Here is a 19,022-nt window from a genome sequence, read left to right as displayed (position 1 = left end):
GGGGGGAGATCGGTTGGGGGACGCTTCTCGGCCCAATCTCCCCCCTTGAGGGGGAGATGTCAGCAAAGCTGACAGAGGGGGTTAACGGCATACGCCGCCCCCGCTATCAAGCTCCAGGATCGCGGGCGATCTTGGCGCTGATTTCGCTGATCACCTTCTCGAAATCCTCCGCATGGGAGAAATCACGGTACACCGAGGCATAGCGCACGAAGGCCACGTCATCGAGGCTCTTCAGGGCTTCCAGAACCTGCAGGCCGATTTCTTCGGACGAAATTTCCGGCTCGCCGGAGCTTTCCAGCCGGCGCACGATGCCGGAGACGGCCCGTTCGATGCGGTCGCGGTCGACCGGCCGCTTGCGCAGCGCGATCTCGAACGATTTTTGCAGCTTGTCGCGGTCGAAGGGTGCCTTACGGCCGGTCTTCTTCATCACCATCAGCTCGCGCAGCTGCACGCGCTCGAAGGTGGTGAACCGACCGCCGCAATCGGGACAAATGCGCCGCCGCCGGATCGCGGCACCGTCCTCTGCGGGACGGCTATCCTTGACCTGGCTATCTTCCGATCCGCAATAGGGGCAGCGCATTCGTCAGCCTTACATATACGGGTACATCGGGAAACGGTCGGTCAGCTTGACGACCTTTTCACGAACGCCGGCTTCGACCGAAGCATTGCCTTCATCGGAATTCGCAACCTTCAGGCCATCGAGAACCTCGACGATGAGGTTGCCGATTTCCTTGAATTCGGCTTCCTTGAAGCCGCGCGTCGTGCCGGCCGGCGTGCCGAGACGGATGCCGGAGGTGACGAAGGGCTTTTCCGGATCGAAGGGAATGCCGTTCTTGTTGCAGGTGATGTAGCCACGGCCGAGAGCCGCTTCCGCGCGCTTGCCGGTGGCGTTCTTCTTGCGAAGGTCGACCAGCATGAGGTGGTTGTCGGTGCCGCCGGACACGATATCGAGACCGCCGGAAACCAGCGTTTCCGAAAGCGCCTTGGCATTCTTGACGATCTGGGCTGCGTAGTCCTTGAATTCCGGCTGCAGCGCCTCGCCGAAGGCAACGGCCTTGGCCGCGATGATGTGCATCAGCGGGCCGCCCTGCAGGCCGGGGAACACGGCCGAATTGAACTTCTTCGCCAGATCCTCGTCGTTCGTCAGGATCACGCCACCGCGCGGGCCGCGCAGCGACTTGTGGGTCGTGGTGGTCGCAACATGGCAATGCGGGAACGGCGACGGATGCTGGCCACCGGCAACGAGACCGGCGATGTGGGCCATGTCGACCATCAGATAGGCGCCGACTTCATCGGCGATCTCGCGGAAACGCTTCCAGTCCCAGATGCGGGAATAGGCGGTGCCGCCGGCGATGATCAGCTTCGGCTTGTGCGTGCGGGCCTTTTCGGCAACGGCATCCATATCGAGCAGGTTGTCGCCTTCGCGCACGCCGTAGGACACGACATTGAACCACTTGCCGGACATATTGACCGGCGAGCCATGCGTCAGGTGGCCGCCCGAATTGAGGTCGAGGCCCATGAAGGTGTCGCCCGGCTGCAGGAGCGCCAGGAACACGGCCTGGTTCATCTGCGAACCGGAGTTCGGCTGGACGTTGGCGAAGTTGACGCCGAACAGCTTCTTGGCGCGCTCGATGGCGAGTTCTTCCGCGATATCGACGAACTGGCAGCCGCCATAATAGCGCTTGCCCGGATAACCTTCGGCGTACTTGTTCGTCATGATCGAGCCCTGCGCTTCCAGAACGGCGCGCGAGACGATGTTTTCAGAGGCGATCAGTTCGATCTCGTGACGCTGACGACCAAGCTCCTTTTCGATCGCGCCAAAGATATCCGGATCGGTATCGGCAAGCGAGCGGGTGAAGAAGGTATCGGTTGTGGAAGAAACGCTCATTCTCAGGGCTCCTGTGAGGATGTGGCTCGGTGTTTACCGTCCTCGCATGGCAAGGGCAATACGGGCTGTGCGATTTGCGCCATTTCCCACGCATCGCGCGCATCCCTGCGACGCTTCGCGCCTGCTCGGCCCTCCCCCGACATGCAAAAAGCCGCGCCGGGAAAGAGCGCGGCTTTCTTGAAAATTGCAAGCTCCTGCGGGCGGAGTGAGACCTACTCGACCGAACCGACCACCGGCTCAATGCCGGTCGTGGTCTGCAGCGCCAGTTCCTGTGCGCCGTCCATCTGGTAGATATCGTCGCGGAACTGGACGATGTTGGGGATCGTCGACCAGGCCGAGATATACTTGAAATACACCGGGACCTCTTCGGCCAGGTTGATCGGGTTGTTCTGGCCCGTACGGATGGTCGCCTCGATCTGGGAACGGCTCCAGCCGGGGGTTTCCTTGAGCAGCCAGACCGTCAGGTCGCGAACGTTCTGAACGCGCACGCAGCCGGAAGATTCGAAGCGGGCAAGCTTGTTGAACAGGCCCTGCGACGGCGTGTCGTGCATGTATTCGTTGTTCGGGTTGTGGAAGTTGATCTTGGTCGAGGCCATCGCGTTGATCTTGCCCGGATCCTGACGGAAGGTCAGGTTCGGCGCCTTCTCCGCATTCCAGTCGATCGTTTCCGGCGAAACCTCATTGCCGCTGCCATCGAGCAGGCGGATGGCGTTGTCCTTGAGGTAGTTCGGATCCTTGCGCATCAGCGGCACAATATCCTTTTCGATGATCGAGCGCGGCGCAGTCCAGTACGGGTTGAGGATAACCTCGTAGATCTTGGAGTTGATGATATGCGTGGGACGCGAAAGTCGACCCACGACAGCCTTGTGGCGTTGGACCACACGGCCATTTTCGACGACTTCGATCTGCGCGCCCGGGATGTTGACCACGACGTAACGACGGCCGAGATCACCCGACATCGACTGCAGCCGCACAAGGTTCGTGTTCAGCTGGTTCAGACGCACATCCGCGGGAACATTCAAGGCCTTGACCGAAAACTCGCCCAGGACGCCGTCGGCAGGCAGGCCGTGACGGGCCTGGAAACGCTTGACGGCACCATCGACATACGAGTCGAAGGCATTGGACATGCCAGCCGATCGCTCAAGGTCACCGGTGATCATCAGCCTTTGGCGCAAAGACTGAACGCTCGGATCAGAGACGCCCATTTCCAGTTTCAGGCCCGTGTTGACAGCCGGCCATCCGCCTGCAGAAACGATGCGCTGGTAGTCGCTGATCGCCTGCTGGGTGTTGGCGATGGTTTCCATGCTGAAGATCGGCGTATTCGAAGAAACCGTTGCCGTGGAACGCGAGGCCTTCGCGTCAAACTGGTCGTCCCAGGCGCCGCGACGCGGGGCATTGATGATCTCGAGCAGCGCATCCTGCGCGCTGGCGCCACCGGCCCAGGCTGCGGCGCCGACAGCGGCGGCCGAGCGCAGGAAAGACCGGCGCGAGAAAGCATCAATTCCGTTTTTCTTCGACATATCTCACCATCCCAATGCTGCAGCGCAAATAGGCTTCGGGGTTACCACGAACAGGGTTAACCAAAACCAAATCATACTCTCCGGGATCAGCTTTTAGCGTTCACGATATCGCGAACACGCTGCAACGGGAACCATTTGCCCAGCCCCGCAACCCGGTTGTTCAACGTCTGGCTGTCATAGCAATATGGCCAATTCGTGTCGTGCAGCCGTGACTTCGGCCCCCTTTGGACCCAGCTATTTTATCCTTCGGCAGTCCTGCAACAGTGGAGGCAGAGTGCGGTATATTTCAGGCAATCCGCAGACACGAGCACGCCCGGCCGCAGGGCGACCGGGCGTTGCTGAAAGTCGGGTTGTTTCGGCCCAATTACAGGCGATACATGATGCTATCGTTCCAGAAGCGATCGAGGCGCTGCAGCAGCTTGTTCATCTCGCCGAATTCGTCGGTGCCGATGCCGCCGACTTTCTGGATCGAGCCGATGTGGCGCTCATAGAGCTTGGCAACGGTCTCGGCGATTTCCTGGCCGTCTTCCGTCAGGCTGATGCGGACCGAGCGACGGTCGATGCGCGAGCGCTGGTGGTTGATGAAGCCGAGGTCGACCAGCTTCTTGACGTTGTAGGAAACGTTGGAGCCGAGATAGTAACCGCGGGAGCGGAGTTCGCCGGCGGTCAGTTCCGAGTTGCCGATATTGAAGAGCAGGAGAGCCTGGACGGCGTTGACGTCGCTGCGACCCTGACGGTCGAACTCGTCTTTGATGACGTCGAGCAGGCGACGGTGCAGACGCTCGACGAGGTGGAGGGATTCCATGTAGAGCGAACGGATGGCGTCTTCATGGGGGTCTTTGGCGACGACTGCCTGCGGCTTGATCTTGGTGTTCATTGTACTGCCTCACTGTTTTGTTTGGCGGTGTGATTGGTTATCCCCGCCTTGAGTGAGACACTATCGAATACGTATAAAATTCGACTTAAACCGTAGGCTTAACAGCACCTTACATTTCACGACTGTTGTGTCAGGGTGAATCATTTCTTGCTGCCTTCGCCTGGCGTGACCGCTGCAGGAGGATCACGATCCGGAAAAGAACGAACACGACGGCCACCGTTCCATGCAGCACGAGCAGGAACGGCTTGGTGCCGAAGATCTGCGGATAGAAGCCGAACATGGCGATCTCGGCGGCCGCCGCGACGATCCAGATGACCGGTCCCCAGGAGACTGTCAGCCAAAGCCCGAGCGCCGCCACCGGGTAGATCACGGCAAGGGTCGTGGCCGCCACGCGCCACGCCACCGGCAGCAGATCGAAGCGGCCGGCACCGTCAAAGGTGTAGCCGATCAAGAGCCCCCAATAGTTCAGGCCAAACCAGAAACAGCTGACGGCAACGAGCCGCAGGAAGATGCCGAACAGGATTTCGGCAAGGGACAGACGCGGCACCTGGACAGAATCAAGAGTCATGGCCGCACGATAATGCATGTCGCGCAAAAGTGTGCAGCGGTTTTGCGATAACGACATGCGCAAAACAAAAACCTGAAGCGCGTCGTGCTTCAGGTCTCTCCCCTCCCCTTCGCCAGCCGCTTTCGAGAGAGCGGCAACACTTTGCCGCATGATCCCGAGGTTTTCATTTCGCCCGCCCGCATGATAAACCGCGCCCGAAACAGATCGACGCGGAAAGGCTTCTCATATGGCGGACAAGACCAACCCTGTGGATATCATCACCGGCCACCGCCGCATGCGCCGCAACCGCAAGGCCGACTGGACCCGCCGCATGGTGCGCGAAAGCCAGCTGACCGTGGACGATCTCATCTGGCCGATCTTCATCGTGCCCGGCTCCAACATCGTCGAGCCGATCGATGCGATGCCCGGCGTCAACCGCATGAGCATCGACAAGGCCGTGGAAGCCGCCCGGGAGGCGGCCGATCTCGGCATCCCAGCGCTCGCCACTTTTCCCAATATCGAAATGTCCTTGCGCGACGAGACCGGCTCCAACAGCCTCGCCGCCGACAACCTGATCAATGAGACCACCCGCGCCATCAAGAAGGCAGTTCCGAACATCGGCATCATCACAGATGTCGCGCTCGACCCCTTCACCAGCCACGGCCATGACGGCATCCTGCGCGATGGCGAGATCGTCAACGACGAGACCGTCACCCAGATCGCCCGCGCCGCCGTCGCGCAGGCCGATGCCGGCGCCGACATCATCGCCCCTTCGGACATGATGGACGGCCGCATCGGCGCCATCCGCCGCGCGCTTGACGCTAGCGGTCACCAGAATGTCGGCATCATGTCCTATGCCACCAAGTTCGCTTCCGCCTTTTACGGCCCCTACCGCGAAGCGATCGGCACCGGCGGCCTCCTGAAGGGTGACAAGAAGACCTATTACATCGACCCCGCCAACGGCACCGAAGCCATGCGCGACGCGGCCCTCGACGTCGAGGAAGGCGCCGACATGCTGATGGTCAAGCCTGGCCTTCCCTATCTCGACATCTGTTGGCGCATGAAGGAGAGCTTCGGCCTCCCGGTCTTCGCCTATCAGGTCTCCGGCGAATACACGATGATCAAGGCCGCCGCCGCCAACGGCTGGATCGACGGCGAGCGCGTCATGCTCGAAACCCTGCTCGCCTTCAAGCGCGCAGGGTGTGACGGGATCCTGAGCTATTTCGCAGTGGAGGTGGCGAGGATATTGGCGAAGCGGTGAAGCTATGACTGTCTCAGATGAAAAGACACTTGAGTTCTACGCATCCGAGGCAAGAACTTATGCTGGCAGAACGCGTGTGGCCGCATATGGGCTGAACAATTTTCTCGCCAGGATTTCTCCCGGCGCAAAAGTCCTTGAGCTCGGATGCGGTGCAGGCCACGATAGCTTGTTGATGCTCCAGCGGGGCTTTGACGTCACCGCGACAGATGGCTCTCCCGAAATGGCGGCGCAGGCCGAACGCTTGCTTGGTCGCCTTGTCCTTGTACTTCCGTTCGACCAGCTGGACGATGTGGAGCGTTTCGACGGAATTTGGGCAAGTGCGTGCCTTTTGCACGTTCCGCGAGCCGGCCTTTGCTCAGTCCTTTCCCGCATCCACCGTGCTTTGAAGCCAGGCGGCATCTTCCATGCCAGCTTCAAGGGCGGCAAGGGAGAAGGTCGCGACCGTTTCGGCCGCTATTTCAACTACCCATCCGTCGACTGGCTACAGCAACAGTACGAGCGGGCCGGGTGGCCTTCTCCGGTCATCCAGCAGCGTCAAGGCAGCGGCTATGATGGAGAGGAAACCCTCTGGCTTGGCATTACTGCGCTTAAAAAGCAGCCTTAGCCCGCTCATTGAGAACTGATCCAAATCCAAACGCACATCAACCTCTTGCAATGCTTTTGCAAAGAACCTTCGATGCCGGCAGTGAACGGTATGACGCATAAAAGCGCGGGGCTGCCACCATCGCAGATGTGTCCCTCTCGCATAGCTCGGCTTCCGAGTTAACACGGCAGATGCGCACGCAACGGTTTATAACGGGTGTCAGAAAAAAGGAGTTTTCCATGTCTGGAAAGATTGGTTTCTGGGGTCGCCTGATTGCCGCGCAAGAACGCCGGATGCGTCCCTTTGTCAACGATGCACTGAGCCGCCTCGACGATCAAACGCTCATCGGCCTGGGACATGACCCGGCTGAAGTTCGGGCAAGGCCGCGCAGGGCCGCCCTTTAAGGCTTCGAGCGGCCATCATCATCCGTCGCACCTCGGCATTTGGGGCGCGTCTTTCGAACAGGCTGGCGAAATGCCGCCACGTTCGGGGCGCGCCCTTCGTGTTTTCAGGTGCTCGCCGCCTCATCGCCCGGCAAAACGGGTCGCCGCGCTGAGGTCGAAGTCAACCGAAACCTTAGGGGTGGTCGCCTGGGCGAGCGACCGGCTCAAGCCTCCCATTGCAGGCCTCCATTGCATTCCCCCACCCCACTCCCCATATCCATCGTCGAACCAACCGGAGACACCTGAATGAGCTTTCGCGACGAGAACCTTCGACTGCCCAGCCAAGACTGGCGTGCCTATCAGGGCGTGCTGAGCCGGCGCGTCTTTGCGTTCCTGATCGACTATGCGATCGTGGCGCTGCTCTGGATTCCGGCCGCCGTGGTCGTCTTTTTCCTCGGCATCATCACGCTTGGCCTCGGCTTCTTCCTCTATCCGATCCTGTTCGTCGTGGTTGCCATGCTCTATTTCGGGCTGACCGTCGGCGGCAGCCGGCAGGCTTCGCCCGGCATGAGCATGATGGGCCTGACGCTTGCGCGCACCGATGGCCGCCCGATGGATTTCCTGACGGCAATCGTGCATCTCGTGCTGTTCTGGGTCGGCAATGCGCTCTTGACGCCGTTCATCGTGCTGATCGGCCTTTTCACCGATCGCGGTCGCCTCTTGCAGGATCTGCTGCTTGGCACCGTGATGGTGCGTGCCGAAAGCTACTGGGCCGCCAGGGCCTGAAAAGCGCCAAAATAGAATTTTATTGTCATGATTGTGGAGCCCGCCAGCATTGGCGGGCTTTTCCCGTAGTTGACGTTTTGAAAACTTGCGCCATGCTGTAATGCAATATTGCAAAACGCGGCCTAGATGAGTCATTTCCGCCCCATATGAACACGCAAACCGCACCGTCTCCGCAGTTTTACCTGACCGCGCCGGCAGTCTGTCCTTACCTGCCGCACGAAATGGAACGGAAGGTGTTCACCCATATGGTCGGCGAGCGGGCGCCGGAACTCAACGATCTGCTCACCCAGGGCGGTTTCCGCCGATCCCAGAACATTGCCTACCGGCCGGCCTGCGAAAGCTGCCGCGCCTGTATTTCCGTGCGCATCCTCGCCGGCGAGTTCAAGCCTACACGCTCCATGCGCCGCATCCTTTCGGCAAACAGGGATGTCGTCTCCACCGAATATCCGGCCGAGCCCTCAAGCGAGCAATACAGCCTCTTCCGCCGCTACCTGGACCACCGCCACCAGCAGGGCGGGATGTCTGATATGTCGGTGCTCGATTATGCGATGATGGTGGAGGACACCCACGTCAACACCAAGATCATCGAATACAGGTTGCGGGTCGAAGGACAGGGCATCACCGGGGATGACCGAAAGGGACCGCTGATCGCTGCTGCCCTCACCGACAAGATGGGCGACGGTCTGTCGATGGTGTATTCCTATTTCGATCCCGCCCAGCAGGATCGTTCGCTCGGCACCTACATGATCCTCGATCATATCCGCAAAGCCAATGAGCGCGGCCTGCCCCACGTCTATCTGGGATACTGGGTCAAGGGATCGCGCAAGATGGACTACAAAACAAAGTTTCTGCCGCAGGAGCACCTTATGGCGCGGGGCTGGGAGCGCTATACAGGCGAACCTGACGCAGCAGAATCGGAATGACATCTTGAGCCAAGCCATCGATGCCGCGAATCATCGCCGCGGTCTTGCCATCACGGGCCTCGGCGGCCTCGCCCTCTCCTTCGATATTCCGCTGCTGCGCTCCGGCGATGGCGAGGTCTGGTCGGTGCTGGCGCTGCGCAGCCTCTGCACCTTCGCCGTCGCGCTCGTCGCATGGGTTGTCTTGAACCGGTTCCTGGGCAAGAAAATCGCGCTCATTCCCGGCAAGGCCGGGCTTGCGGCCGGCGTGCTCTACGGCATCAACTCCTTCACCTTCCTGCTCGCCGTCTTCTATACCTCGACGGCCAATGTGGTCTTCATTCTCGCTTTCACCTCGATGTTCGCGGCGCTGATGTCGTGGATATTCCTGAGGGAGCGGCCGTCGAATGCGACGCTCGTCACCATGGCGATCATGGTTGTCGGCGTCGGCCTCATCGTTCATGACGGACTGGAAAGTGGCAATTTCTTCGGCGATGCCATGGCTGCGTCCTCCGCCTTCCTGCTGGCCGGCGCCATCACCATCAGCCGCGCCAGCGGCAAGGACATGGGCCTGGTGCCCCTTGCAACCGCGATCTTCCCCGCCATCGCCGGCCTAGCTCTTCTTCCGGCCGGCGGTTTTGCCGTGGCGCACCCGCAATGGATCATGTTCGACGGCCTGATCATGATCCCGCTCGCCTTCTTCTGCCTCGCGACCGGCCCGCGCTTCCTCTCGGCCCCTGAAGTCGGCATGTTCTATCTTCTGGAAACGATCCTCGCCCCGATCTGGATCTGGATGATCTTTCAGGAAGTCCCAACAACGCAGACCCTGCTCGGCGGCGCCATATTGATTTTCGCGCTGATCGGCCACTCGATCTGGCAGATGCGTAGGAAGTCGGCAGAGGCGGTTGCGGCAGTTCATTAACGACGCATTGCAGATCCAGTGCCCGAGTGTTATAACTTGATTATAACATAGAGAGCAACATCATGAACGTTACCATTCGCAAGATCGGGAATTCCGAAGGCGTCATCATTCCCAAGGAGGTTTTGGACCGCCTCGGTCTGAAAGCAGGCGATCAACTGGACGTTCAGACGGAAAATGGCACGCTGCAACTCAAGCCTGTCAACGAAGCCTTTGAACGGCAGTTAGAAGCAGCGCGCCGTTTCATGGACAAGTATAAGGTGGCACTTCAGAAGCTTGCCGAATGACGGACTTCGTCTTTCTCGAAAAAGCACTCGTCGAAATTCTGCATTCCATGCAGATCGAGCGTTTTGGGGGCGCGGCCGGCCTACGGGATGAGGGTATTCTCGAATCCGCTCTAAACCGCTCTGTCAATAAAGCTCACTATGGCTGCGACGACGTGATCGAGCTTGCAGCCACGTATCTATTCGGCTTAGCGAAGAACCACCCGTTTATCGACGGTAACAAGCGGATCGCAATTGTCGCAGCCGGCATATTTCTAGAAGAAAACGGTTGGACGATCGATACCACGAACGCACATCTCTATAGCTTCGTCATGGGCGTTGCGGCTGGAGAAATCGACGAGGAAGGCGCTGCACGCTTCCTCAGAGACGTGACAAAACCAATCGCTTAATCAGCCACGCACTTTCATTCTACCCGCTAAACTTCCCGCTCCGTGGAAAGCCCTTCGGCACAGTGCGTCCCGCACTTGCCCTGTCGCCCATCCACTCCAGCAGTTCATCCTTGGTCTTGACGAAGCTGCGGCCGGCGCTGTCGCTCCAGGTGAGGCCGTCGGCGATGGCGAAGCAGCGTAGATCCGAGATACCGCCGTCCTTGTAGCGTTGCAGGCGCACACCCTTGCCGCGGCCCATTTCCGGGATCTGGGCGAGCGGGAAGACAAGCAGCTTGCGGTTTTCGCCGACCACAGCGACGTGATCGCCCTTGACCGGAATCACTAGCTTGGCCTCATCCGGCATCGAGACATTCATGATCTGCTTGCCCTTGCGGGTGTTGGCGATCATGTCGGCCTCCGGCACGACGAAGCCATTGCCCGCCGCCGAGGAAACCAGCAGTTTTCGCGCGGGGTCGTGGATGAAGGCGGTCAGCACGTCCTGATCGTTTTCCATGTCGACCATGATGCGCAGCGGTTCGCCGTGGCCGCGTCCGCCCGGCAGCTTGTCGCCGCCCAGCGTGTAGGCCTTGCCGCCCGTCGTGAAAATCAGGATACGATCGGTGGTCGAGGCGGGGAAGGAAAGCTTCAGCCCGTCGCCTTCCTTGAACTGCAGCGACGCCGTATCGGAGATGTGGCCTTTGAGCGCGCGGATCCAGCCCTTTTCGGAGATAACGACGGTGATAGGTTCCTTTTCTATCATTGCCTGCTGGATGGCTTCATTGTCGGCCTGCGGCGCATCGGCGAACTGGGTGCGGCGGCGGCCAAGTTCCGTTGCCTTGGCAAAACGCTTCTTCACGTCACTGATTTCATAAGCGACCGTCTGCCACTGCTTTTCGTCGGAAGCCAGCAGCGCCTCGATATCCGCCTTCTCCTTGCTCAGCCCTTCGAACTCGGTGCGAATCTCGAACTCCTCGAGCTTGCGCAGCGACCGCAGACGCATATTAAGGATCGACTCGGCCTGCAGGTCGGTGAGGCTGAAACGCCCCATCAAGGATTGCTTCGGCTCGTCCTCCTCGCGGATGATGCGGATCACCTCATCAAGGTTGAGGTAGGCGACGAGGTAGCCACCGAGGATTTCCAGTCGGCGCTCGATGGCCGCCAGCCGGAAACGCGACCGGCGCTGCAAGACTTCCCGGCGATGCTGCAGCCATTCCGTCAGCACATCCCCGAGCGACATAACCTTCGGAACGCGGCCCATCGAAAGCACGTTCATGTTCAGCGGGAAGCGGCTTTCCAGTTCCGTCAGACGGAACATCGATTCCATCATGATCGTCGGATCGACCGACCGGCTCTTCGGCACCAGCACGACGCGCACGTCTTCGGCCGATTCGTCGCGGACATCTTCGAGAAGCGGCAGCTTGCGGGCGATCAGAAGCTCAGCGATTTTTTCGATCAGGCGGGACTTCTGCACCTGATAGGGAATTTCGGTGATGACAATCTGCCAGACGCCGCGACCGAGATCCTCGACCTCCCACTTGGCACGGACACGAAAGCCGCCGCGGCCGGTCTTGTAGGCGTCAACGATGCTGGCGCGGCCATCGATAATGACGCCGCCAGTCGGGAAGTCGGGACCGGGAACCAGATCGACCAGTTCATCAATGGTCGCATCCGGCTTCTTGATCAGGAGCAGCGCCGCATCACAAAGCTCGTGAACGTTGTGCGGCGGGATCGAGGTTGCCATGCCGACGGCAATGCCCGACGAGCCATTGGCGAGAAGGTTCGGGAACGCCCCCGGCAGAACCGTCGGCTCCTGATCTTCCTCGTTGTAGGTGGGGCGAAAATCGACGGCATCCTGATCGATGCCTTCCAGCAACAGCGCGGCGACATCGGTCATACGCGCTTCGGTGTATCGATAGGCGGCGGCACTGTCGCCGTCGATGTTGCCGAAGTTGCCCTGTCCATCGACGATGGGATAGCGTTGCGAGAAATCCTGCGCCAGACGCACCAGTGCATCATAGACCGACTGGTCGCCGTGGGGATGGAATTTACCGATAACGTCACCGACGATACGGGCGCATTTTTTGAAAGCGGTGTTGGGACGGATGCCCATTTCGCTCATCGCGTGGATAATGCGTCGATGAACCGGCTTCAGCCCGTCGCGCACGTCCGGCAGGGCGCGGTGCATGATGGTCGACAATGCGTAAGCGAGGTAGCGCTCTTCCAGCGCCGCCTTGAGGTCGACCGGCTGAATGTTATCGTCTCCGCCAGACGGCGGCAAAAGGCTCTGTCCCATGCTTATCTGCTACCTCAACAAACCGTGAACAGCAAGGATTCGCAGGGCATTGCGTTGTGGAGAACCCGTGTTTTCCAAGGGTTTGAGGCGATATTCCCGATGCTTTGACGATAGCTGCACCGCAGGAGGCAACATTCGGAGATATGCCCCAAAAATAATCACTTGCGGACGCGCTTCCGTCCCAATTCATTTCGAATATATTCACAGCCCGGTTCGTATTAGAAACGCGTTGCAAATTAAACCTTTAGACAAGGAAAATTCAGATGATGCCCATGCGCACCCTCCGTACGATGCTGGCAAGCGCTGCGTTTGTCGGACTTGCTGCCGCACCGGCCTTCGCGCTTGACGGCGCAGATCTGGTCGCCAAGTTCAATGCCGCCGCCGCTCAGAACGGCACCACCATTTCCTATGACGGCGCCGACGTGGACGGCGATACCGTCACGCTCACCAATGTCGTCGTCAAGACCGTGACCGACAAGGATAGCGACGTGAAGGTCGGCGAAGTCACGCTCGAAGGCGTCGAGGAGTATGAGGACGGCAGCTATTATGTCGATACCGTCAGCCTGCCAGACATCGACCTCTCGGAGGCGGAAGGCAACCTCAACGTCAAGGACATCGTTTTTGGCGGTCTCACCATTCCGGCCAACCCTGCCGGCGGCACGATCGACGATATGCTGCTCTACGAAAGCGCCAGCACGGGTCCGATCACGGTCACGTCGAAGGGCAAGCAGGTGTTCTCTGTCGAATCGACCGAAGCCAACCTCACCCGCCAGGAAGGCGACGCCGGTTTCGATTTCGACGCGACCCTCAAGGCGATGAAGGCTGATCTTTCCGACGTGGAAGATGCCAAGGCCAAGGACGCGATCCAGAAGCTCGGCCTGACCACCGTCGCCGGCGACATGACGATGAAGGGCAGCTGGGAAATCGCCAGCGGCAAAATCGGGCTTGACGAATATGCGCTCGATTTCGCCAATATCGGCAAATTGAACATCACCTTCAGCGTCTCGGGCTATACCCTGGAATTCATCAAGGCGATCCAGGAAGCCATGAAGGCGCAGGAAGCAAACCCGAACAAGGAAGAGGCCAATCAGGCGCTCGGCCTTGCCATGATGGGCCTGATGCAGCAGCTTACCTTCAACGACGCCTCGATCCGCTTCGATGACGCTTCGATCACCAAGCGCGTGCTCGATTACATCGCAAAGGAACAGGGCACCACCGGCGACCAGTTCGCGCAGTCGCTGAAGGGCCTCGTGCCGATCATGATGGCGCAGCTTAACGTGCCGGAACTCCAGAACCAGGTATCGGCTGCCGCCAATGCCTATCTCGATTCCCCGAAGAGCCTGACCATTTCCGCGAAGCCGGAAAAGCCGGTTCCGTTCCCCATGATCATCGGAGCTGCCATGGGGGCTCCAAATACGGTTCCGTCGGTGCTGGGCGTGAAGGTTACCGCAAACGACTGACCGGCTGACGCCCGTAACGTGTCAACGGAAAACGCCCGGCTGTTCAGTTCAGCCGGGCGTTTTCATATGCGTTACTCCAGAACCTGGATCACGGCGCGGGTCTGCGGGTTGACGATCACCCGCCGCTCGTTGACGACGGTATAGGCATAGCCGTCATAACCATCGACGGTGCGCAGCTCGACAGTGTCCGGCAGGGCAGTGCCGACCACGATATCGCCATCATAGACGACGGATGGAACTTCCTGACGCAGGACATAGGTCCGAACTTCACCCGGAAGCTCGACGGTCGTGGAGCTGGTCACGGCAGGGTCCGTGACGATCACGGCGCTCTGGGCAAAGGCACTCGCCGAAAGGGCCAGGAAGGCCGCCGAAGCGAGCAGGGTCATCTTACGCATGGTCTTTCTCCTCGTTGCGATGTCACACAACAGAGGAGAGCCACGGAAAGTTCCAACACCGGGACGACGGTCGACCTTATCCGCGGTATGCGGCAGCCGCTGCGGCGTTGCCGGCCGCGCAGCTTTTCAGGCGGCCCTTCCAGCGATGTGGCGGAGGCTTGCCACATGAGCATCGGTTTCATCTGCGACGGAACTCTGCTCAAGCAGCCGGAAGCCGGAGATCAACTCCCGCAGGCGCGCTGCTTCGCTGGCGAGCACAACGCTTGCCGCGTTGTTTTCCTCGACCATCGCGGCGTTCTGCTGCGTGCCCTGATCCATCTGGTTGACGGCCGCGTTGATCTCGGCGAGGCCGGTCGATTGCTCGCGTGACGAAACCGCGATCGCTTCCATATGCCGGTTCATCGTATCAACATGACTGCCGATTTCCGTCAGCGCCACGCCTGTATCGCGCACATAGCGCGCGCCTTCGACCACCTCGTCTGCCGACGAACGGATCAGTTGCTTAATCTCTCCGGCAGCAGCGGCGGAACGCTGGGCAAGCTCCCGGACCTCGTGGGCAACGACGGCGAAGCCCCTGCCCGCGTCCCCCGCCCGCGCGGCCTCGATGCCGGCATTGAGCGCCAGAAGGTTGGTTTGGAAGGCAATTTCATCGATCACACCGATGATGCTGGCGATCCGACCCGACGATTGCTCTATGCGATCCATGGCGCCAATGGCCTGAGTGACAAGTTCGCCGGTTTTGATCGCACTGTCGTTTGCGATGACCGCCGACTGTCGCGCTTCCTGAGCACGCTTGGCGGAGTTCGAAACGTTGGCGGTGATCTCGTCGAGGGCAGCGGCCGTCTGCTCCAGCGCTGCCGCCTGCTGTTCCGTGCGACGGGCAAGATCGCCGGCGCTACCGCTGATTTCGCTGCTACCGCTCTCGATCGCGGTGCTCGACTGAGCGATCTCCTTCATGACATCGTTGAGCTGTCTGAGGGTGATGTTGAGGTTTTCACGCAGCGATTCGAAATCCGAGGCAAAAGGTTCTGTCAGTTCGAAGGACAGATCCCCGCCTGCCAGACGCTGCAGGCCAGCGGCAAGGCCCGCGGTTGCTTCGCGCAGGCGAAGTTGTGCGGCAGCCTCGGCCTCCTGTTGAAGCTGATGGCGTTCCTGTTCGGCCCGCGTACGCGCCTCGGCGGCCTCCTTCTCGAGACGAAGATTGTTGATGGCCGACTGCCGGAAGATTTCCAGTGCATCCGCCATGGAGCCAAATTCGTTTCGCAAGCCGAGACCCGGGACGGCTATATCGGTGTTTCCATCTGCAAGACTGCGCATCGCGCCCGTAATCCTCTTGACCGGCCCGGAAATGGACCGTCCGATGATGATCACCCCAGCCAGAAGGACGAGGACGGTCGCAGCGAGAAGGCCGATCACAAGAGCGATATTTCGCTCTGCGACCGCAGCACTCTCGCTTTCGATCGCGGTCTTCTCCGTCGTGAAGACTTCAAGCACCCGCTGCGTCAACGGCTGCATCGCCGCATAACTCTCGTTCACCAGACGGCGGCTTTCCGCTTCCTTCAAGCTTGCCTCGGCATAGAGACGGAAGCTTTCGCGGTAGATTTCGAAGGCATCCATGATGCGCATGCGCTGGACGCCAGGCTTGAACGCCTTCTTGACCAGAGCGGTAAATACCTCGCCCTCCTGGCCATGGGCTTCAATATACTTCGTATCACGGCGCAGGAGGAAATCTTTTTCATGACGGCGAAGCATGAGCATGCTTGCGCGAATGCCGGCGTCGTCCACTGCTTTCAACTGTTTCTCGATCGAGTGCACAGCACTGCGCATGGCGCCTTCAAAACCTTGCGTGGGATCAAGGCCGAGATTCTGATTGTCTTTCACCAGACCGGCAAAGAGGACCGCATAGTTTTCAAGGCTGGACTTGAGCGCGTCGAGATCGGCTGCCAGGGCGGGCATTGCCTCTGCCCTCAGCCTTTCAACGGCAGCCGACGCATCTGCATGAGCAGCATTGAACTTGTCGGCGGCGGCGATATCCTTCGACAGCAGGAAATGCTGTTCCCAGAGGAGCGTGTCGCGCAGATCACTGCCCATGCGGGCAACCTGTTGCTCCTGCTGGCTCAAACGATCGAAACCGGTACGGTAGGTGGCTTCAAGCTGGCGCTGCCAGAGGAAAATGCCGGCGATAACGAGGATGCCGGACAACGCGCCGAGGGCAAAGAGCATCACGCGCTGGGAAATCTTGAGGTGGGAAAGGCGGGACAAGCGGAGCTCCGGCAATTGCATAAACCGGGACCGATAAGTCACTGAAACTCTTAAACAACCCTCAACGCTGCACGAAGATTTCGTGACATTTTTGTGGCAAGCCGGGAGACTGCCACGGGGTCAGGAATGGCGGCCCCTGCCGCCATTCCCAACGTCCAAAAATGCCGCCTGTCAGTCCTTCTTGGACGGAACGACGCGCAGGGCCAATTCGCGCAGTTGCTGCGGTGTCGCCGGCGACGGGGCGTTCATCAGGAGGTCCTGCGCCTGCTGGTTCATCGGGAAGACAGAGATTTCGCGCAGGTTCTTCGCACCGACCAGCAGCATGACCACACGGTCGATACCGAAGGCGCAGCCGCCGTGCGGAGGCGCACCGTACTGGAACGCACGATAGAGACCGCCGAAGCGCTCTTCCACGTCGCTCTGCGAGAGGCCAACCTTTTCGAAGGCCTTGACCATCAGCTCCGGCGACTGGTTACGGATCGAGCCCGAGGCGATTTCGAAGCCGTTGCAGACTGCGTCGTACTGGTACGCCTTCAGCTCCAGCGGGTCCTTGCTGTCGAAGGCTTCAAGACCACCCTGCGGCATCGAGAACGGGTTGTGGGCGAAGTCGATCTTCTTTTCTTCCTCGTTGTATTCGTAGAATGGGAAGTCGACGATCCAGCACATTTCGTAACGATCGCGATCGACGAGGTTCAGCTCCTCGCCGGCGCGGGTGCGGGCTTCACCGGCAAACTTGTAGAACTTGGCCGGGTCGCCAGCGACGAAGAAGCAGGCATCGCCCACATCAAGGCCAAGCTGCGTGCGGATCGCTTCGGTGCGCTCGTCGCCGATGTTCTTGGCAAGCGGGCCGGAGCCGGCGGTCGAGCCGTCTTCTTCCTTGCGCCAGAAGATGTAGCCGAGGCCCGGCTGGCCGGTGGACTGCGCCCAGGCGTTCATGCGATCGCAGAACGCGCGGGAACCGCCGGTCTTGGCCGGGATCGCCCAGACCTGAACCTTCGGGTTCGACGCGATCATGTTGGCGAACACCTTGAAGCCGGAGCCGGCGAAGTGCTCGGTAACGGCCTGCATCTCGATCGGGTTGCGCAGGTCCGGCTTGTCGGAGCCGTACTTGCGGATCGCTTCGTCGTAGGGAATGCGCGGCCAGTTCTGCGTGACCGGCTTGCCTTCGGCGAATTCCTCGAAGACCTTGGTCATCATCGGCTCCATCGTTTCCCAGACATCTTCCTGGGTGACGAAGCTCATTTCGACGTCGAGCTGGTAGAACTCGCCCGGCAGGCGGTCAGCGCGCGGGTCTTCGTCGCGGAAGCAGGGCGCGACCTGGAAGTAGCGGTCGAAACCGGCAACCATCAGCAACTGCTTGTACTGCTGCGGGGCCTGCGGCAGGGCGAAGAACTTGCCTTCATGGATGCGGCTCGGCACGAGGAAGTCGCGGGCACCTTCCGGCGAGGACGCGGTCAGAATCGGGGTGGCGTATTCGGCAAAGCCTGCCTCACCCATGCCCTTGCGCATCGACGAAATGATCTGGGTGCGCTTGACGATGTTCTTGTGCAGGGTTTCGCGGCGCAGGTCGAGGAAGCGGTACTTCAGGCGCACGTCTTCCGGATAGTCGGGTTCGCCGAACACCGGCAGCGGCAGTTCCTTCGCCGACGACAGGACTTCGATCTCCTGGGCGTAAAGCTCGATCTCGCCGGTCGCCATCTGCTTGTTGACGGTCTCGTCCGAACGCGCCTTTACGAGGCCATCGACACGGATGACCCATTCGCCACGAACGGTTTCCGCCGTCTTGAAGGCCGGGCTATCCGGATCAACGACGATCTGCGTCATGCCGTAATGGTCGCGAAGGTCGATAAACAGCAGGCCGCCGTGGTCGCGGACGCGGTGAACCCAGCCGGAGATACGGACGGTCGCGCCGACATCGGACTTGCGGAGGGCGGCGCAGGTGTGGCTGCGGTAACGGTGCATCATGGTATCCTGAAATGCTGATGGGCCGGCCGAAACATTGGTCCGGCGGCAATATGCGAAAATCGGGCGGAAAAGCGCATGACCGGCCCCATTTGTCAAGGCTTGCGGGTGTTTTCGGGCAGAGACCAAGCTCCGGAGTTGCATACTCTGAAGCCGATGCTCCGTGGTCCCCTCTCCCCGCATGCGGGGAGAGGGCCAGGGTGAGGGGCAAAAGTTTCGGCATATGTGAACGTTGCGGTTCCGCCCCTCATCCGGCGCTTCGCGCCACCTTCTTGGATGATCAAACTATGAGATAGTTGTTTCTGCCGGGCGGGCGGCCACCCGCCCGGCAGCTG

The 19,022-nt window shown here is 60.2% G+C and carries 18 protein-coding genes; 9 read left to right on the top strand and 9 right to left on the bottom strand.

Going from position 1 to position 19,022, the window contains the following annotated elements; genetic code table 11:
* Window positions 1-106: 106 nt before the first annotated feature.
* From nrdR to BLX89_RS00065, 5 genes are all read right to left on the bottom strand, one after another.
* Window positions 107-580, bottom strand: a complete 474-nt coding sequence (gene nrdR, locus BLX89_RS00085; protein ID WP_075288641.1) for a transcriptional regulator NrdR — start codon at window positions 578-580, stop codon at window positions 107-109.
* Between the two features lie 9 nt (window positions 581-589).
* Window positions 590-1,888, bottom strand: coding sequence for a serine hydroxymethyltransferase (gene glyA / locus BLX89_RS00080; protein WP_075288640.1), 1,299 nt, complete (start codon window positions 1,886-1,888; stop codon window positions 590-592).
* 212 nt (window positions 1,889-2,100) lie between these two features.
* Window positions 2,101-3,408, bottom strand: coding sequence for a L,D-transpeptidase family protein (locus BLX89_RS00075; protein WP_075288639.1), 1,308 nt, complete (start codon window positions 3,406-3,408; stop codon window positions 2,101-2,103).
* A 364-nt stretch (window positions 3,409-3,772) separates the two neighbouring features.
* Window positions 3,773-4,285, bottom strand: coding sequence for a transcriptional regulator LdtR (gene ldtR / locus BLX89_RS00070; RefSeq protein WP_075288638.1), 513 nt, complete (start codon window positions 4,283-4,285; stop codon window positions 3,773-3,775).
* 130 nt (window positions 4,286-4,415) lie between these two features.
* Complete coding sequence (locus tag BLX89_RS00065; RefSeq protein WP_342587584.1) at window positions 4,416-4,910, bottom strand: DUF6163 family protein; 495 nt, start codon at window positions 4,908-4,910, stop codon at window positions 4,416-4,418.
* Between the two features lie 169 nt (window positions 4,911-5,079).
* On the opposite strand from BLX89_RS00065, the gene hemB reads away from it, so the two are divergent.
* The 8 genes from hemB (at window position 5,080) to BLX89_RS00030 (ending at window position 10,336) form a co-directional block, all read left to right on the top strand.
* Window positions 5,080-6,093, top strand: coding sequence for a porphobilinogen synthase (hemB, locus tag BLX89_RS00060; protein ID WP_075288637.1), 1,014 nt, complete (start codon window positions 5,080-5,082; stop codon window positions 6,091-6,093).
* 4 nt (window positions 6,094-6,097) lie between these two features.
* Window positions 6,098-6,697, top strand: coding sequence for a class I SAM-dependent methyltransferase (locus tag BLX89_RS00055; RefSeq protein WP_075288636.1), 600 nt, complete (start codon window positions 6,098-6,100; stop codon window positions 6,695-6,697).
* A 218-nt stretch (window positions 6,698-6,915) separates the two neighbouring features.
* A complete protein-coding gene (locus BLX89_RS24545) occupies window positions 6,916-7,080 on the top strand; it encodes a hypothetical protein (protein WP_158025922.1) in 165 nt (54 codons plus the stop codon).
* Window positions 7,081-7,365: 285 nt separating this feature from the next.
* Window positions 7,366-7,845 carry an RDD family protein gene (locus tag BLX89_RS00050; protein WP_075288635.1) on the top strand — a complete coding sequence of 160 codons (480 nt, stop codon included), beginning with the start codon at window positions 7,366-7,368 and terminating at the stop codon, window positions 7,843-7,845.
* 146 nt (window positions 7,846-7,991) lie between these two features.
* On the top strand, window positions 7,992-8,768 hold the full coding sequence (locus BLX89_RS00045; protein ID WP_075288634.1) for an arginyltransferase: 777 nt from the start codon (window positions 7,992-7,994) through the stop codon (window positions 8,766-8,768).
* A 4-nt stretch (window positions 8,769-8,772) separates the two neighbouring features.
* Complete coding sequence (locus tag BLX89_RS00040) at window positions 8,773-9,666, top strand: DMT family transporter (protein WP_075288633.1); 894 nt, start codon at window positions 8,773-8,775, stop codon at window positions 9,664-9,666.
* Window positions 9,667-9,728: 62 nt separating this feature from the next.
* Window positions 9,729-9,950, top strand: a complete 222-nt coding sequence (locus tag BLX89_RS00035; RefSeq protein WP_075288632.1) for an AbrB/MazE/SpoVT family DNA-binding domain-containing protein — start codon at window positions 9,729-9,731, stop codon at window positions 9,948-9,950.
* Complete coding sequence (locus BLX89_RS00030) at window positions 9,947-10,336, top strand: type II toxin-antitoxin system death-on-curing family toxin (RefSeq protein ID WP_075288631.1); 390 nt, start codon at window positions 9,947-9,949, stop codon at window positions 10,334-10,336. Before BLX89_RS00035 ends, BLX89_RS00030 begins: the two co-directional genes overlap by 4 nt.
* A 19-nt stretch (window positions 10,337-10,355) precedes the next feature.
* Here BLX89_RS00030 and parC read toward each other — a convergent pair whose 3' ends face one another.
* Window positions 10,356-12,608 (bottom strand): DNA topoisomerase IV subunit A, encoded by a 2,253-nt coding sequence (parC, locus tag BLX89_RS00025; RefSeq protein WP_075288630.1) that lies wholly within the window; start codon window positions 12,606-12,608, stop codon window positions 10,356-10,358.
* Window positions 12,609-12,871: 263 nt separating this feature from the next.
* Here parC and BLX89_RS00020 point away from each other — a divergent pair, with 263 nt between their 5' ends.
* Complete coding sequence (locus BLX89_RS00020; protein WP_075288629.1) at window positions 12,872-14,068, top strand: hypothetical protein; 1,197 nt, start codon at window positions 12,872-12,874, stop codon at window positions 14,066-14,068.
* Between the two features lie 71 nt (window positions 14,069-14,139).
* On the opposite strand, the gene BLX89_RS00015 is transcribed toward BLX89_RS00020, so the two are convergent.
* The 3 genes from BLX89_RS00015 to aspS form a co-directional block, all read right to left on the bottom strand.
* Window positions 14,140-14,463, bottom strand: coding sequence for a DUF1236 domain-containing protein (locus tag BLX89_RS00015; RefSeq protein WP_075288628.1), 324 nt, complete (start codon window positions 14,461-14,463; stop codon window positions 14,140-14,142).
* A 126-nt stretch (window positions 14,464-14,589) separates the two neighbouring features.
* Window positions 14,590-16,686 carry a methyl-accepting chemotaxis protein gene (locus BLX89_RS00010; RefSeq protein WP_143523453.1) on the bottom strand — a complete coding sequence of 699 codons (2,097 nt, stop codon included), beginning with the start codon at window positions 16,684-16,686 and terminating at the stop codon, window positions 14,590-14,592.
* Window positions 16,687-16,896: 210 nt separating this feature from the next.
* Window positions 16,897-18,687, bottom strand: a complete 1,791-nt coding sequence (aspS, locus tag BLX89_RS00005) for an aspartate--tRNA ligase (protein WP_075289194.1) — start codon at window positions 18,685-18,687, stop codon at window positions 16,897-16,899.
* Window positions 18,688-19,022 lie beyond the last annotated feature (335 nt).

Origin of the sequence: Pararhizobium arenae (assembly GCF_001931685.1) — a bacterium.
GTDB classification, from domain to species: Bacteria; Pseudomonadota; Alphaproteobacteria; order Rhizobiales; family Rhizobiaceae; genus Pararhizobium; species Pararhizobium arenae.
The sequence above is the reverse complement of the archived record's forward strand: the minus strand, read 5'-3'. Positions and strand labels throughout refer to the sequence as shown.